Origin of the sequence: Vibrio sp. HS-50-1, from assembly GCF_024747315.1 — a bacterium.
GTDB classification, from domain to species: Bacteria; Pseudomonadota; Gammaproteobacteria; order Enterobacterales; family Vibrionaceae; genus Vibrio; species Vibrio diabolicus.
This window is the reverse complement of sequence record NZ_JAMPZF010000001.1, coordinates 367,682-383,323: the sequence shown is the minus strand read 5'-3', so window position 1 is coordinate 383,323 and position 15,642 is coordinate 367,682. Positions and strand designations below refer to the sequence as shown.

General features: G+C 45.5%; 14 protein-coding genes. 9 read left to right on the top strand and 5 right to left on the bottom strand.

Features of this window, described 5'->3' with window-relative positions; translation table 11 throughout:
- Window positions 1–3 precede the first annotated feature (3 nt).
- The gene (locus tag NDJ01_RS01785; RefSeq protein ID WP_005397900.1) at window positions 4–258 is read right to left on the bottom strand and encodes a hypothetical protein; all 255 of its coding nucleotides are present in this window, start codon (window positions 256–258) and stop codon (window positions 4–6) included.
- 168 nt (window positions 259–426) lie between these two features.
- Window positions 427–3,204, bottom strand: a complete 2,778-nt coding sequence (locus NDJ01_RS01780; RefSeq protein ID WP_258586143.1) for an insulinase family protein — start codon at window positions 3,202–3,204, stop codon at window positions 427–429.
- Between the two features lie 375 nt (window positions 3,205–3,579).
- Between NDJ01_RS01780 and sixA the strand changes: the two genes are divergently transcribed.
- On the top strand, window positions 3,580–4,044 hold the full coding sequence (sixA, locus tag NDJ01_RS01775; protein ID WP_005397904.1) for a phosphohistidine phosphatase SixA: 465 nt from the start codon (window positions 3,580–3,582) through the stop codon (window positions 4,042–4,044).
- 97 nt (window positions 4,045–4,141) lie between these two features.
- On the opposite strand, the gene smrB is transcribed toward sixA, so the two are convergent.
- Window positions 4,142–4,672 (bottom strand): endonuclease SmrB, encoded by a 531-nt coding sequence (gene smrB / locus NDJ01_RS01770; protein ID WP_012841540.1) that lies wholly within the window; start codon window positions 4,670–4,672, stop codon window positions 4,142–4,144.
- A gap of 63 nt (window positions 4,673–4,735) precedes the next feature.
- Here smrB and prmB point away from each other — a divergent pair, with 63 nt between their 5' ends.
- Both prmB and aroC read left to right on the top strand, forming a co-directional pair.
- Complete coding sequence (gene prmB, locus NDJ01_RS01765; protein WP_258586142.1) at window positions 4,736–5,668, top strand: 50S ribosomal protein L3 N(5)-glutamine methyltransferase; 933 nt, start codon at window positions 4,736–4,738, stop codon at window positions 5,666–5,668.
- A 179-nt stretch (window positions 5,669–5,847) separates the two neighbouring features.
- Window positions 5,848–6,933, top strand: coding sequence for a chorismate synthase (aroC, locus tag NDJ01_RS01760; RefSeq protein ID WP_005397911.1), 1,086 nt, complete (start codon window positions 5,848–5,850; stop codon window positions 6,931–6,933).
- A gap of 223 nt (window positions 6,934–7,156) precedes the next feature.
- Here aroC and NDJ01_RS01755 read toward each other — a convergent pair whose 3' ends face one another.
- Complete coding sequence (locus NDJ01_RS01755; protein ID WP_258586141.1) at window positions 7,157–7,780, bottom strand: trimeric intracellular cation channel family protein; 624 nt, start codon at window positions 7,778–7,780, stop codon at window positions 7,157–7,159.
- Window positions 7,781–8,113: 333 nt separating this feature from the next.
- On the opposite strand from NDJ01_RS01755, the gene NDJ01_RS01750 reads away from it, so the two are divergent.
- From NDJ01_RS01750 to NDJ01_RS01740, 3 genes are all read left to right on the top strand, one after another.
- On the top strand, window positions 8,114–8,644 hold the full coding sequence (locus NDJ01_RS01750) for an elongation factor P hydroxylase (protein ID WP_012841543.1): 531 nt from the start codon (window positions 8,114–8,116) through the stop codon (window positions 8,642–8,644).
- 25 nt (window positions 8,645–8,669) lie between these two features.
- Window positions 8,670–8,933, top strand: a complete 264-nt coding sequence (locus tag NDJ01_RS01745; RefSeq protein WP_005380548.1) for a YfcL family protein — start codon at window positions 8,670–8,672, stop codon at window positions 8,931–8,933.
- 145 nt (window positions 8,934–9,078) lie between these two features.
- Window positions 9,079–9,603 carry an NADPH-dependent FMN reductase gene (locus tag NDJ01_RS01740; RefSeq protein ID WP_258586140.1) on the top strand — a complete coding sequence of 175 codons (525 nt, stop codon included), beginning with the start codon at window positions 9,079–9,081 and terminating at the stop codon, window positions 9,601–9,603.
- A 76-nt stretch (window positions 9,604–9,679) separates the two neighbouring features.
- Here the strand turns inward: NDJ01_RS01740 and mnmC are convergent, their stop codons facing one another.
- A complete protein-coding gene (gene mnmC, locus NDJ01_RS01735) occupies window positions 9,680–11,698 on the bottom strand; it encodes a bifunctional tRNA (5-methylaminomethyl-2-thiouridine)(34)-methyltransferase MnmD/FAD-dependent 5-carboxymethylaminomethyl-2-thiouridine(34) oxidoreductase MnmC (RefSeq protein ID WP_258586139.1) in 2,019 nt (672 codons plus the stop codon).
- 128 nt (window positions 11,699–11,826) lie between these two features.
- On the opposite strand from mnmC, the gene fabB reads away from it, so the two are divergent.
- The 3 genes from fabB (at window position 11,827) to NDJ01_RS01720 (ending at window position 15,523) form a co-directional block, all read left to right on the top strand.
- A complete protein-coding gene (fabB, locus tag NDJ01_RS01730; protein ID WP_006741726.1) occupies window positions 11,827–13,038 on the top strand; it encodes a beta-ketoacyl-ACP synthase I in 1,212 nt (403 codons plus the stop codon).
- A gap of 341 nt (window positions 13,039–13,379) precedes the next feature.
- Window positions 13,380–14,513, top strand: coding sequence for a 4-phosphoerythronate dehydrogenase (locus NDJ01_RS01725; RefSeq protein ID WP_005397938.1), 1,134 nt, complete (start codon window positions 13,380–13,382; stop codon window positions 14,511–14,513).
- Window positions 14,510–15,523, top strand: coding sequence for an aspartate-semialdehyde dehydrogenase (locus tag NDJ01_RS01720; RefSeq protein ID WP_053808783.1), 1,014 nt, complete (start codon window positions 14,510–14,512; stop codon window positions 15,521–15,523). Before NDJ01_RS01725 ends, NDJ01_RS01720 begins: the two co-directional genes overlap by 4 nt.
- Window positions 15,524–15,642 lie beyond the last annotated feature (119 nt).

Sequence of the window (15,642 nt, the reverse complement as noted above, 5' to 3'; positions counted from 1 at the left end):
TAGTTACTTCTTCTTGTCTTTCTTATCTTTATTGTGGCCTTTACCTGGGTTGTCGTCCCCGTGAACGCTGCTGTTGCCTTTGTTGTCTTTATCTTTCCACTGTTTTGAAGAGCAATCATCTGATTTGATAGAAACATTGTCTCCGCTTAGGCGGACACAGTCGTTACTTAGCTCAAAGCCATCACCTTTCACCGAGATTTCAGCGTGTGCAGATGCCAGTGGCAGTAAAATAGCCGCAAGTAGTAGTGCTTTTTTCATGATTACCTCATTAATTTATTTTTAGTGTGGTAATTAGAGCATAAGCCGCAATGGCGTAATTTCAATTTTCTGCCAATTATGGTGTCGATTCTATTTATGAGACCCACAATCTCATTGGTTTGTAGGTATATAGTTATTAATCGATAATTTTATTACTGCGCAATTAGATCATCCTAAGCCGCAATCTTTTGGCCTAAGTTGGAACTCTTCAATCGATCCAATTTCTTGCCCTAAGTGGATGCGCGGAGCGTCCGAATGCGATTGCCCTTGAGAGTGCATGACCAATCGGTTTGCCGTGCGAGGTTTCAACTCATTAACGACAAAGCGAATCATGTCTGCTCGGGTCAATTTCTTCAGTTCAGCAAGTACCTTGTCACGTTGGTTAAACTCGGTGTCTTTGTTTCCTATTGCAACCCAAAGACGCTGAGCACGACCTCGCAGTGTGGTGTCCGGCGTCGCTATTTGATTCCACAAGCCGCGCTTACTGCTATGCCACTGGTAATCGTTCAGTTCTAACAGCACCATATAAAAGGCATTTAAGAACTCATCGATTGAGGTAACCAGCTCGGCAGGCGCTGCATTGGGTGACTGCACATAAAGCACAATACCCGGATGACGGTTAAGTGGCATATTGCCAGTGCCCACCATGTAACCTAATTGCTGTTTTGTGCGGATCTCGTGGAAAAATGTTGCCGACATGAGATGGTTCGCCAATGAGTATAGAGCAATGCTACGAGGCTCAATATCCTCACACTGGTGGTAAATAACGACCGCCGAATCTTGCTGGTTACAATGTACTTCACGTTGAAAACTGCCGTTTTTTCCCAGCATGATGAGTGGGCGGAGCGCCTCTTCATAACGCTGCTCTTTTACTCTTAGGGCATCTTTTAAGGTCGTCGCCATGTCATGCGCTTGTTGACGCTGCCAATCTCCGTAAACAAACATTTCAACGTGCAGTTCTGCAAGAATTGATTCTACGAATACCGAGAGTTCATCGACTTCGATTTCTTCTAGCGCTTCGACTAAGGTTGCGAAAGGCGGGTTATTGGGTTGAAGTAGCCCTGTAAGTGCGTTAAACAGCTGCGAAATAGGACGATCTTGTGAAGCATTTCTCCAGTTACGTAACAGTTGCTGCTTGATGGTTTCAAAGCGTGCAGGGCTGAAATCTCGAGAAGCAAAACGGTGCAGGATCATTTCCAACAATTGAGGCAGTTTTTGGCTGAACCCTGAGAGGGTTAAGGTAACCCCGCCTTGGTGAGCATACATGTTGTAACCCATCCCTGCGATTTCCGCTTGATAGGTTTCTTTTGCTAGCGAATCGAGGAACATCTCGACACATAGGCGAGTTTTGACAATGTTCTTCGGTGATGCAACAGCATGAGAGCTGTCGATAGCGACATATACAACGCCTTTTGGCACGCGAAATTCATCATCTTGTAAATGCCAAAGCCGGAAGCCTTCGAGATCTTCAATTAACTCTGGTAGTGAACCACCATTTTCGAACGGCATGGGATCGAGATCGTAGCAAATATAAGGGTTCTTTTCTGGTAAGACGAACTGCCAGCTTGGATCGATTTGTTGATAGAAGCGGCGTTGTTCATCACTAAAAGGCGTGACGGAATACGGAGTAAAGTACCATTCGGCAGTACGGTTGTATTCCAGTCCTTTTGCAATCAGGGTTACGCGAACATTATCGATGGTTAAGTATTGCAGCAACGAACGCTGCAGTTGTTCATCATAGCCCGCCATTTTGTAGTCGCCATAAATGGTATCGTCTGGCTGATAATGCTGCATATTGATAACAAGATGGCTAACCAAATCCATTGGTCGAGATGGTTCCTGGAAACGAAACGCCGACTCAAGCACCGCTTGTTTTTCGAGATAGCGCCATTCATCTAGGCCGTCTTGTTTGATCATCGAGAGGTATTGAAAAACCGCTTGGATGATGTCGTCAACGTGGTTGAGACCCTGTGGGGTGAGTGTGCAGCTAACCGTAAAATCTCGATAGTTGCTACCACTAGCGCCGCCTCCTGCAGAAAGTGAAGTAATCCAGCCTTCATTTTTTAGCTGGAGCATTAAGCTGCCTTCGCCTTCATAGCCGAGTAAATGCGCGAAGTAAGAGAGTGGTTTAACGCCGTAGTGCTTATCCATCCCTGGCATTGGGAAGGTGAGAATGAGTTTTCGAAATTCTTTGATTGGTTCAACTTGAACTAAAACCCCGGTACTTTCTTTGGTGCTAATGGGGACATCAATCGATTTTCCACGAAGGTGGTGGTTTGGGATATTGGCAAACATGGCTTCTACCCACGCTTGCTGTTCATCGAGCGACTGCGGCCCAAAGAGCGTCAACGTCATGAGATCGGCAGAGTATTGATAGTGGTGAAACTCGACAATTTCGTCGCGGATGGATTTACCATCTCGGTCACCTAATGTATCTAGGTTGCCGACTGAGAACTTAGAGAAAGGGTGATCTGGATTGATGACTTCTTTGTTGACTTGATACAGGCGGCGAGAATCGTCATTAAGTTTGAGTTTGTATTCGGAGTCGACAGCCTGGCGTTCTTTGTCTAAAGCTTCTTCGTTAAACAATGGTGCGGTAAAGAATTGGCTAAATCGATCTAAGGCATTTTCAAAGGCATTCGGAGTAACATCAAAAAAGAAACAAGTGTGCTCAGTACCCGTCCAAGCGTTATTTGTTCCTCCATGCTGGCTAATATAGCTTTGAAACTCGCCCACTTTAGGGTATTTTTCCGTACCCAAAAAAAGCATATGTTCTAAATAGTGTGCCAGACCTTGGCGATCGTTTGGGTCGTCGAAGTGTCCAACGTTCACTGCTAGAGCAGCTGCTGACTGTTGAGCTGTCTCGGAATGAATCAGCAGTACACGCAGATCATTGCTCAAGGTAATGTAGCGGTATTGATTTGAATCGTTAGGACTTAGATGCACGATGCGTCTCCAGATTTCGCATTACAGTAATTATGAACCCCTAGCTAGGGGGCGCAAAGTTTGCGTTTCGACAAATACTGCTTGCCGTATTTTTGTTATTCGTAGACTTCTGCACAGGCCCATCGCGTTTGCGTATGGGGAAGAACTGTTTGAATGAATGCTCTGAACTCATAGCACAGTTAAATACTGTGATGAACTGAGTACATTCTTTTTAATAGATTGTTAAGAAAGTCGCTATCTTTAGCAAGCGAATTGGTATAATGAACAGATAATTATATCAGTATTTTTGTTTCGTCATTATTAAAGTTAGCCCCGTCTATCTAATAAAGATAGCAGTCAACCTTTTGGTAGCGTTAGCTATCCCTAGGAAATAACATGAAAATATTCATCATGCGTCACGGCGAAGCCGAGCATTTTGCAGATTCAGACGCAGCACGACAATTAACCCCAAGAGGCAGAGTCGAATCAGAAGCGGTTGCGAGAGCCTGTAAAGAACAAGGCTTTGCGCAATTCGATAAAGTGTTGGTGAGTCCGTACATTAGAGCTCAACAAACTTGGCAAGAGATCAGCGAGTATTTTGCTGCAAAAAGCATCGAAACTTGTGAAGATATTACACCTTACGGTCAATCTGAGCATGTATTTGATTTTGCAAGTGCATTGATTGAAGTGGAAAAACTAGACTCGCTTCTGCTTGTCTCTCACTTGCCTTTGGTTGGCTATCTCACTTCAGAGTTTGTAAAAGACATGGCACCACCGATGTTTCCTACATCAGGTCTAGTGTGTATTGAATACGATCTACAAACGCAAAACGGTGAAGTGCTGTGGCATATTACGCCATAAGCGTCGAAACCAAATAAGCATTTAAACATTAGATATAGAGTGAAGAAAGGCAGGAAATTTCCTGCCTTTTTGTTTAATTGCTTCTACAGTGAGCTAGTTACTTTTCTGGAATCGATAGCAAAACTAACAACGCACCATCACCGCCAAATTCTAGCGGCGCTTGGTGGAAAGCCATTACGTCTGGGTGTTGTGCTAACCAAAGTGGCGCTTTCTGTTTCAGGATGTGTTTACCAATGCCATGTTGCACACACGCACAATGAATCTCGTTTTTGACGCAGTAGGCGATCATCGCACCAAGTTCACGCTTAGCTTCTTGTTGTGTCATGCCGTGCATATCGAGGAATACGTCCGGTACATACACGCCGCGACGTAGACGTTTAACTTCATAAGTGGAGACGTCGTCACGTGCATAACGAGTTGGGCCTTCTTCATTTAAGAGAGGGACAAACTCGTCGGAGAAGTAAAATTCAGAATCACTCGCTTCACGGTTGGAGCGCTTGATTTCTTTTTGCTTAGTATTTTTTTTTGGTTGCTGGATTATGGTATCCTGTCGCAACTTTTTTACGCCCTGTACTGCTTCCTGAAACAAGGCGAAATCGTCATCGTGTTCGGTGTCTTTTTTGCTCATTAGGTAAACAATTTCATTAATAAACTTTTATTGGCAGTATTGTAGCGCTTTTCGGAGGCAATTTTGGATAAGATTTTTGTAGAAGAAGCGGTATCGGAGCTGCATACCCTTCAAGATATGATTCGTTGGACGGTAAGCCGCTTTAACGCAGCGAACCTGTTTTACGGTCATGGTACTGATAATGCGTGGGATGAAGCGGTTCAGCTTATCCTGCCAACCTTATACTTGCCGATTGATGTGCCTCCGCACGTATTAAACTCTCGCCTAACGACCAGCGAGCGTCTGCGTATTGTTGAGCGTGTAGTAAAACGCATCAACGAGCGTACACCAACTGCATACCTAACCAACAAAGCTTGGTTCTGCGGTCTTGAATTCTTCGTTGATGAGCGCGTACTTGTGCCACGTTCTCCAATCGGTGAGTTGATTCAAGCAGAATTCCAACCTTGGTTGGTGGAAGAGCCAGTGCGCATCATGGACCTATGCACAGGCAGCGGCTGTATCGCAATTGCATGTGCACACGCATTCCCTGAAGCTGAAGTGGATGCGATTGATATCTCTACAGACGCTCTACAAGTCGCGGAGCAAAACGTACAAGATCACGGCATGGAGCAGCAAGTGTTCCCAATTCGCTCTGACTTGTTCCGCGACCTACCAAAAGAGAAGTACAACCTGATCGTGTCTAACCCACCATATGTGGATGAAGAAGACATGAACAGCCTGCCAGACGAGTTCACTCACGAACCAGAGCTTGGTTTAGCAGCCGGTACGGATGGCCTAAAACTTGTGCGTCGTATTCTTGCAAATGCACCAGACTACCTAACAGATAACGGTATTCTTATCTGTGAAGTCGGCAACTCAATGATTCACATGATGGAACAGTACCCACAGATTCCGTTCACTTGGATTGAGTTCGAGAACGGCGGTCACGGCGTATTCATGCTAACGCGTGACCAGCTGGTTGAGTGTGCAGAAGAGTTCAAACTGTACAAAGACTAATAGGGTCTTGCACTAAACGTCAAAACACCGAGCTTTATGCTCGGTGTTTTTTTATGCATAACTCGCCGAGATTAACTCTTTACATCAAAACGTAATAAAGCCACTATGAATCCACGAAGAATTGGAAAGCAGTTGCGCTCTGGTTTGAGAGGGCGTAGCGATAAAAACTTGAGGAAGTAATGGCAGGAAACAGTATCGGACAACATTTCCGAGTGACGACATTCGGGGAAAGTCACGGTATCGCACTGGGATGTATCGTAGACGGATGTCCTCCGGGGTTAGAAATTACAGAAGCAGATCTGCAAATCGATCTCGACCGCCGTCGTCCAGGCACATCACGTTACACCACACAACGTCGTGAACCGGATGAAGTTAAAATTCTTTCTGGTGTTTTTGAAGGCAAAACCACAGGCACATCGATCGGTTTGCTAATTGAAAACACCGATCAGCGCTCAAAAGATTACTCGGACATCAAAGATAAATTCCGTCCGGGTCATGCTGATTATACTTACCACCAAAAGTATGGCATCCGTGACTATCGAGGTGGCGGCCGTTCGTCTGCTCGTGAAACCGCAATGCGAGTGGCGGCGGGTGCAATCGCGAAGAAATACTTGAAAGATGAGTTTGGTGTTGAGATTCGCGCGTACTTGTCACAAATGGGTGATGTTTCTATCGACAAGGTAGATTGGAACGAAATCGAAAACAATGCGTTCTTTTGCCCAGATGTGGACAAAGTAGAAGCGTTTGACCAACTTATCCGTGACCTGAAAAAAGAAGGCGACTCAATTGGCGCGAAAATTCAGGTTGTGGCAACTAACGTACCTGTTGGTCTTGGTGAACCTGTATTTGATCGTCTGGATGCAGACATCGCGCACGCGCTAATGAGCATTAATGCGGTGAAAGGCGTTGAGATCGGTGATGGCTTTGATGTGGTAAACCAAAAAGGCAGTCAACACCGTGATACGCTTGCTCCTGAAGGTTTTGGCAGTAATCACGCGGGCGGTATTCTTGGCGGTATCTCAACTGGTCAAGACATTGTGGCTAACATTGCGCTTAAGCCAACATCAAGCATCACCGTTCCGGGTGAGACCATCACAAAAGAAGGTGAGCCAACTCAGTTGATCACCAAAGGCCGTCATGATCCTTGTGTGGGTATTCGTGCCGTACCAATTGCTGAAGCGATGCTAGCGATTGTGGTGATGGATCATTTGCTGCGTCATCGTGGTCAAAACCATGGCGTAACAACTGAAACACCGAAGATTTAAGAGCTTTGTGTCATTCCAGCGAGCTATAGCGAGACTAGGAATCTAATTTCAGCGCGATGAAAAGAGAAAGAAACATCTCTGACAACAGAGTGCTCGGATAATAGATCCTGAATCATGCTCCTTCGTCGCTGTTCAGGATGACTGAATATAAAATTATGCCACTCACTTAATCGCGGGTGGCACAATTTTATCAGGTAACCTTTTTTGTTTAAGTAGTTTTTGCTTAATGGAGTGAGCCTTCCGTTTCCAAATTGAAAGAAGGGAGACGCCACTTAAAGCGTACCGCAGCCATACGCAACATGTAACCAGTAACCAGTGTAACAATAGTGGCAGTGACATCGGGAACATTGAATTCTAATAGCGCTAAGTACATTCCTGATGCGATAAGAGCGACAGAAGCGTAAAGTTCTTCATGCAGTACCAACGGTGTTTGGCGACAGATTAAGTCGCGGAGTAGCCCACCGAATACACCCGTTACTAGCGCTGAAACCATACAGATCCCAGGGTGTAAGCCCATGCCCATCGCAATCTTAGTTCCGATGATGCTGAATACGATTAGACCTAACGCATCAAGGCGGATGAATAGACCTTTTAGCTTAATCACCCATTTCGCTAAGCCTGTGGTAAGTACACCCGCAACACACGTGATTGCTAGGAACTCTGGGTTTTTTACCCAACCAAGAGGGTAGTGTCCCAGTAAAATGTCACGTACGGTGCCACCACCAATGGCCGTTGCACTGGCCACCAACATAACACCAAACCAGTCCATTTTTCTTCTACCAGCGCTCAACGCACCTGTCATGGCTTCAGCCGTGATACCAATGATATACAACACACTTAGCAACATAGGGAGACACTCAACGTAAAAAGTCACTACGTTCTACGTGAATCATCGTAGGCGCAGCAACAACACTTACAAAAGGTTTTATCATTCTTAAAAAGTGATTAAAACCAGCAACATGCCTGTAATCAAACCGCTTAAAAAACAGCAGTTTGAGCAGCATCAAAATAAGGCGAGAGTGTAGTAGCAAATGAGTACGCTGACGAATGAGAAATTATATGGAGAAAGCGATGTTCAGATAAATTCAACTAATAACCAAAACTGTGGGAGCACCTTTACCTTATAGATAAAAACAGCGACAATACGCAGCGCATGTCAAACTGAAGTACAAACTCGACGATGACCCACGAATACCAAGACCTTATCACCATTTTCAATGACACCTTTTTAGACCAATTTAATACGAAATTGGAGTTAGGTGGTGATGAGCCTATTTATCTTCCTGCTGATGATGAGCATCCTCATCATCGGATTATTTTTGCTCGGGGTTTTTATGCCTCCGCATTACACGAAATCTCGCATTGGTGTGTGGCAGGGCCAGAGCGTCGTTTGCTGGAAGATTTTGGCTATTGGTATGAACCTGATGGGCGCACGGCAGAAGTTCAAGCGGAGTTTGAGAAAGTTGAAGTGCGTCCGCAAGCTTATGAATGGATTCTGGCACAAAGTGCTGGCTTCCCTTTTACGGTGAGTTGTGACAATCTACACGGCGATTTTGAACCAGATAGGCTCGGCTTTATGCAGAAAGTGCATAAAGAAGTGTTGGGTATTTTGGAAGCTGGCTTGCCTTTGCGAGTGAAAATGCTTTCGGATGCTCTGCGTGCGTTTTACCAAACCAAGCCTCTGGAAGCGTCTGACTTTTGCGTTAAATAACCTCAAATAACCTCAGAGATACACCATGATTATTGAATTTGAAGAAAAACTACTGGAACTGATTGATGCTCGAATTGAAACAGCATCTGACGATGAATTGTTTGCTGGTGGTTATCTACGTGGTCACATCTCTTTGTCTGCGGCATCTTGTGAAGAAGAAGGCATTAGCGATATTACTGAACTGAAGTCACGCATTGAGAGCAGTTTGGAAGACGCTCGTACCGAATTAAGCCCGGCCGATCGCGTGATTGTCAGTGACTTGTGGCAAGAACTGCAGGCTCAGGCTTAATCTCTGAACGTCGTTCTCCATTTATTAGTCCAAGTCATTTACTACTTCGAAAAATTCGAACCTCTCCATAAAATTTTTGTGGTTGTAGCGAAACTGTTCAACTTTTATGCTGGTTAGCATAAAACGTGAACAAAGGATTACAACCATGAAAATTGTCGCATTTGGTGCTTCTACCAGCTCTACCTCAATCAATAAACTACTTGCTACATACGCAGCAAACCAAGTCGAAGACGCTCAAGTGAACGTTTTAGACTTAAACAATTATCAAGTACCGATGTTTAGCGAAGACAAAGAGAAAGAAATTGGTCAAGCTGAAGGTGCTGTCGCATTTTTACGTGATTTGGCTGAGGCTGACGCTATTGTTGTTTCCTTCGCAGAGCATAACGGCTCATACCCAGCAGCGTATAAAAACCTGTTTGATTGGGCGACGCGCATTGAGCGCAACGTATTTCAAAACAAGCCGGTCGTTTACTTAGCAACTTCTCCTGGCCCGGGTGGCGCACAGAGCGTTCTTGCGGCGGCAACAGGTTCCGCGCAATTTTTCGGAGCAGATGTGAAAGCATCGCTATCTGTGCCGAGCTACTACGAGAACTTTGACGTGGAGTCTGGTGAGGCGGTAAATCCGGAAGTGGCAGAACAAGTGAAACAGGCAATTGCACAGCTGAAGTAATTTCAACACGAGTGACTTAATGAGTTAGTGATTCCCGACACATATTTGCGTCGGGAATGTAAACGAGAGAATACTCTTACAGCTCAGTAATGGCTTTGCCTTTTCTTAGTTTACGAACCCACATTCGACTTGGATGAAGTTCGGTCAATACATCAACAGGTAATGGCAGCGGGTCCCCACAGATTTGCGAGGCCAACACTTCAGCTAACAATGGTGCAGAGCTCAGCCCACGAGATCCTAAACCTAAGAAGCAGAATAGGTTAGTGAACTGATGAACGGTTTCTACCTCTTCTGCTTTTTGATTTTGTAAGTTGGCGTATTGCGTTTTTATCGTCTCAAAGTCACCCACATTTCCGACAAATGGTAAGTGATCTCGGCTCACGCAGCGAATACCTTGGCGAGATCGATTGCCACTGATATCTACCTCTTTTGGCCATTCTTGGTTCGGTACGCACTTAACTAATTTTTCTGCGTTATCCTTCTGAGCGTTTTCATCAAATTCGTAGTCTAGGTGACTGCGATCGTAGCTTGCGCCTATGCACAGGTGCTGATTGTTTGGGTTAACAGGCGTCATGTAGCCGTCGTAACACAATACCGTTTTCAATTGACTCAGCGTTTCGGTTGCCGGAGCATGACTGACTTGCCCTTTCACCTGTCCCATCGGCAGGGAAGCGGTTTGGCTCAATGTCTGGAGCTCATGGCCATTCGCAATCACAACGGTTGAGTGCTCAAATGTTTGACCATTGACCGTTAGTGTCCAAAGCTGATGCTCTTCATCCCAATTTAATGCTTCAACGTGATGTTCAAACTTCGTTGAGAGTAACGATGTCTGTTCTAACTGTTTGATTAACCCACGAGTTAGCTCGGCAGGGCACAACCACCCTCCCATTGGGTAGTGCACAGACGACATATCGATAGGTAATCCGATAGTATTCGCAGTTTCCTCGGCGGACAGTTTTTGAATCAATTCAGAAGGAAAATTACCCGCAAGCATCTTTTCCAGCTTATCAGCAGATTTTTCATCCCACATTAGCTGAGTTACACCACACCAATCGTGATCGAATGTAACCGACTCCGCAGCTTGTTCAATAAATTGTCTTGCAAACAAAAATGCAGGCGCAAACACACGCGAAACACCAGTATGAGGACCGTTCAACAAGGGATACACGGCCCCTTGACGATTCCCCGACGCTCCTTCGGCTGGTTGAGTGTCTTTGCAGTAAAGCGTGACGTTTTGGCCACGACGAACCAACGTTTTTGCCAACGCTGCACTGGCAATACCACCTCCGATTATGGCAATCGAATCAAGATTGCTGGACGCCGTGCGATTGAACCACGGAAGGTGGTTCGACTGCTTTTCACGTTGTTCCATCGAACCTGCGATCATTTCTCGCTTGGTGCCAAAGCCTTTGACTTTTTTCATTGCAAAGCCTGCTTCGTTCAATCCTCGACGCACAAAGCCCGCTGCGGTAAAAGTGGCAACTGTACAGTCTTGCTTGGCTAACTTAGCCATGTTGTTGAACAGATTTTGGTTCCACATTTCTGGGTTTTTACTTGGCGCGAATCCATCTAAAAACCAAGCGTCAATCAAACCTTGTTCGTTGTATGGGACTTGCGGCATGCAGTCTTTGATGTCGCCAAACCAAAGGTCGAGTGTAATTGCGCCATCTTCAAGCACAATGCGGTGACACTCAGGTACGGCGACAGGGTAGTGCTTTTGTAACTTTTCCGCGTACTCAGCTAGCTCAGGCCAAGCTTCATGCGCCTTCTTTAAATCTGCTTGGCTTAGCGGGTATTTTTCAAAGCTAATAAAATGCAGCTCTTTCAATGCTGCGTCTGGATGCTGACGACGAAACTCACTAAACCACTGGCATACTGCTAAGAAGTTTAATCCCGTGCCAAATCCTGTTTCACCAATGACAAAACGTCTTTGGTCAAATTCCTGCCATCTTTCTGGGAGATGATTTTGTTTTAAGAAAACGTAGCGTGTCTCTTCAAGACCGTTTACGTTAGAGAAGTAAACATCATCAAATTGGTCTGAAACCGGAGTACCAGCTTCGTTCCAACCAAGTTCTGCGTTTTTTATTGAAGTCATAATGGTGCAAATTTGTGATTTGGCGCGGTAAGAATGGGGCGATTGTACGAATTTATGGGAAAGCTGACCACTTTTGTTGACTATCTTAGTTATCATCTAGCGGATTTTTGAATTATAGGAATGTCATAATGAAACGAGTCGTAATCACCGGTATGGGTATTGTTTCAAGTATCGGTAACAACGTCGAAGAAGTTCTAGCGTCTCTTAAAGCGGGCAAATCTGGCATCACTGCATCTGAGCAGTTCAAAGAACACGGTCTTCGTTCGCAAGTATGGGGTGACCTAAAAATCAACCCGGCGGAACACATCGACCGTAAGCAGATGCGCTTTATGGGTGATGCGGCTGCTTATGCATACCTATCAATGGAGCAGGCAATCGCAGACGCTGGTCTTACAGAGGATCAGGTTTCAAACGATCGTACCGGTATCGTTGCGGGTTCTGGCGGTGCTTCTGCATACAACCAAACGGTAGCGACAGACACGATGCGCGCAAAAGGCGTAAAACGAGTTGGCCCTTACATGGTTCCTCGTACTATGTCTTCTACGGTTTCCGCTTGTCTTGCTACGCCATTTAAGATTCGTGGTGTGAACTACTCAATGAGCTCTGCATGTGCTACTTCTGCACACTGTATCGGTCACGCGATGGAGCTTATTCAACTTGGTAAACAAGACATTGTTTTTGCTGGTGGCGGTGAAGAGCTTGATTGGTCTCAAACCATGATGTTTGACGCCATGGGTGCGCTGTCAACGAAATACAACGATACTCCAGACAAAGCATCTCGTACGTATGATGCGGACCGTGATGGTTTCGTTATCTCTGGCGGTGGCGGCATGCTGGTTATCGAAGAACTTGAGCACGCTCTAGCACGTGGCGCGAAAATCTACGGTGAGATCGTAGGTTACGGTGCGACTTCAGATGGCTACGACATGGTAGCACCATCAGGTGAAGGCGCGATCCGTTGTATGAAGATGGCGATGCAAGACGTTGACGGTGTGGATTACATCAACACGCACGGCACGTCGACACCAGTTGGTGACGTGAAAGAGCTTGGTGCGATCCAACAATTGTTTGGTGAGAACAGCCCAGCAATCTCTGCAACAAAAGCAATGACTGGTCACGCACTAGGCGCCGCTGGTGTGCACGAAGCGATTTACTCAACACTTATGCTAGACAAAAACTTCATTGCTCCAAGCATCAATATTGAAAACTTGGACGAAGCAGCTCAAGGTCTGGACATCGTGACAGAAGCACGTGATGCAGAGTTAACAACCGTAATGTCAAACAGCTTTGGCTTTGGCGGCACAAACGCAACTTTGGTTATTAAAAAGTACCAAGGTTAACTGAATTTGTTGGCGCGCCACGTGAGTGAGAACAGCGCCAACAATCCAGTTTCCAGAGCTTGATCAGTCACACTGATCGAACAGACGCAGACTCTATCCCATGGAGAGCGGGATAGGATCCTTTTGTTCTGGAACTTTGCCCGGCTATTTAGCCGGGCTTTTTCTTTTCTCAATTTCTGCTTATTACGTTGCTTCCCGTTAAACGATTTCTTTGGAGCCAATCTCCTTGAGGTTTATTAGGGTTATTTCTTGAGATTTTTCGGGAAAAGGGCACAATCGTTTTAGTTTCGCATCTTGCGAATAAACGAACTCATACAAATGGATGTTAAAACGCTGGCGCTATGAAAATTATTGTTGATGAAAATATGCCGTACGCTGAAGAGCTATTCAGCCAACTCGGTGAAGTGATTCTAAAACCAGGTCGTACACTGACGGCTGATGATTTAGTGGATGTTGATGCCCTAATGATTCGCTCGGTAACCAAAGTGAATGCCGATCTAATCAGCAAAGCAAACAAGCTAAAGTTTGTTGGTACCGCAACAGCAGGTATGGATCATGTCGACCAAGCGCTTTTAAAAGAGAAAGGTATATTCTTCACCGCTGCGCCGGGTTGTAACAAAGTGGGTGTGGCGGAGTATGCGTTCAGCGTAATGATGGTGCTCGCTCAGCAACAAGGCTTCTCGGTATTTGACAAGACGGTAGGTATTATTGGTGCAGGCCAAGTAGGTAGCTACCTAGAGAAATGTTTGAAAGGCATGGGGATTAAAGTTCTCATCAATGACCCATTCAAACAAGAGGCTGGTGATCCTCGTAGCTTTACTCCGTTGACAGAACTGATTGAAAGCTCAGACATCATTACACTACATACGCCAATCACCAAAGATGGCCTATATCCAACTCATCATTTAATTGATGAAACGGTTTTAAACTCGCTTCGTGGTGATCAGATTTTGATTAACGCCGCGCGAGGTCCAATCGTTGATAACGAGGCATTGAAGCAACGTCTTTTGAAAAACGACGGTTTTACCGCAGCGCTTGACGTATTTGAATTTGAACCAGAGGTTGATATGGAGCTTCTGCCTCTGCTAGCATTCGCAACCCCTCACGTTGCAGGCTACGGCTTGGAAGGGAAAGCTCGCGGTACGACGATGATTTTCAACAGCTACTGTGAGTTCTTAAATAACGAATTACGTGCGCATGCCAGCGATTTACTGCCAACCGCGCCTGTTCCTACTATGGTATTGGACAGAGCTTGGGATGAAGCAACACTGCATAACATCACGCAGTTAATCTATGATGTGCGTAGAGATGACGCTCTTTTCCGTCGTGAGATCAGTAAGCCAGGTGCTTTTGACCTGATGCGTAAAAACTACTGGGATCGCCGTGAATACAGCGCTGTCACGCTAGTGGGTAACAAAACATGTAACCTTGCTCCATTAGCAGAACTAGGTTTTCAGATTGAGGTAAGTCAATGAGCCAGCAATATAATGTTGCCATTTTAGGTGCGACCGGTGCGGTCGGTGAAACAATTTTAGAAGTGCTTCAAGAACGTAAATTCCCAGTGGGTGACATTCACTTATTGGCAAGTGAGCGTAGCGAAGGCAAGACTTATCGCTTTAATGGCAAAACGGTTCGTGTACAGAACGTTGAAGAGTTTGATTGGTCTCAAGCTCATATTGCGTTGTTCTCTGCTGGTGGTGAACTATCTGAAAAATGGGCCCCAATCGCGGCAGATGAAGGTGTTATCGTTATCGACAACACTTCACACTTCCGTTACGAGTACGACATTCCTCTTGTTGTGCCAGAAGTAAACCCAGAAGCGATTGCAGAGTTTCGTAACCGTAACATCATCGCGAACCCAAACTGTTCGACCATTCAAATGCTGGTGGCACTAAAACCAATTCACGATGCAGTGGGTATTGAGCGTATTAACGTATCTACATACCAATCCGTATCTGGTGCGGGTAAAGCGGGCATTGACGAACTAGCAGGTCAAACGGCTAAGCTTCTAAACGGTCTGCCCGCGGATAAGAAGCAATTCTCTCAACAGATTGCGTTTAACTGTATTCCACAAATCGATCAGATGATGGAAAATGGCTACACCAAAGAAGAAATGAAAATGGTGTGGGAAACACAGAAGATCTTTAACGATCCATCAATCACAGTAAACCCAACGTGTGTGCGTGTGCCGGTATTCTATGGTCATGCTGAAGCGCTTCACATTGAGACTCGCTCTCCAATTGATGCACAAGAAGTCATTAATCTACTTGAGCAAACAGAAGGCATTGAAGTCTTCCACGGTGATGACTTCCCGACACAAGTGCGTGATGCGGGCGGTAAAGATCATGTTATGGTTGGTCGTATCCGCAACGATATCAGCCACCACAGTGGGGTAAACTTGTGGGTTGTGGCGGATAACGTGCGTAAAGGCGCAGCAACTAACGCGGTACAAATCGCTGAAGTTCTGATCCGCGATTACTACTAAGTCACTTACAGTTCATTTCAAAGCCTCGCACTGTGCGAGGCTTTTTTGTACGAACGGAACAAAATAGTGTGAGATTAGTACGAATATGGCGAGAGCCACACATTTTTTATTCTCAACGC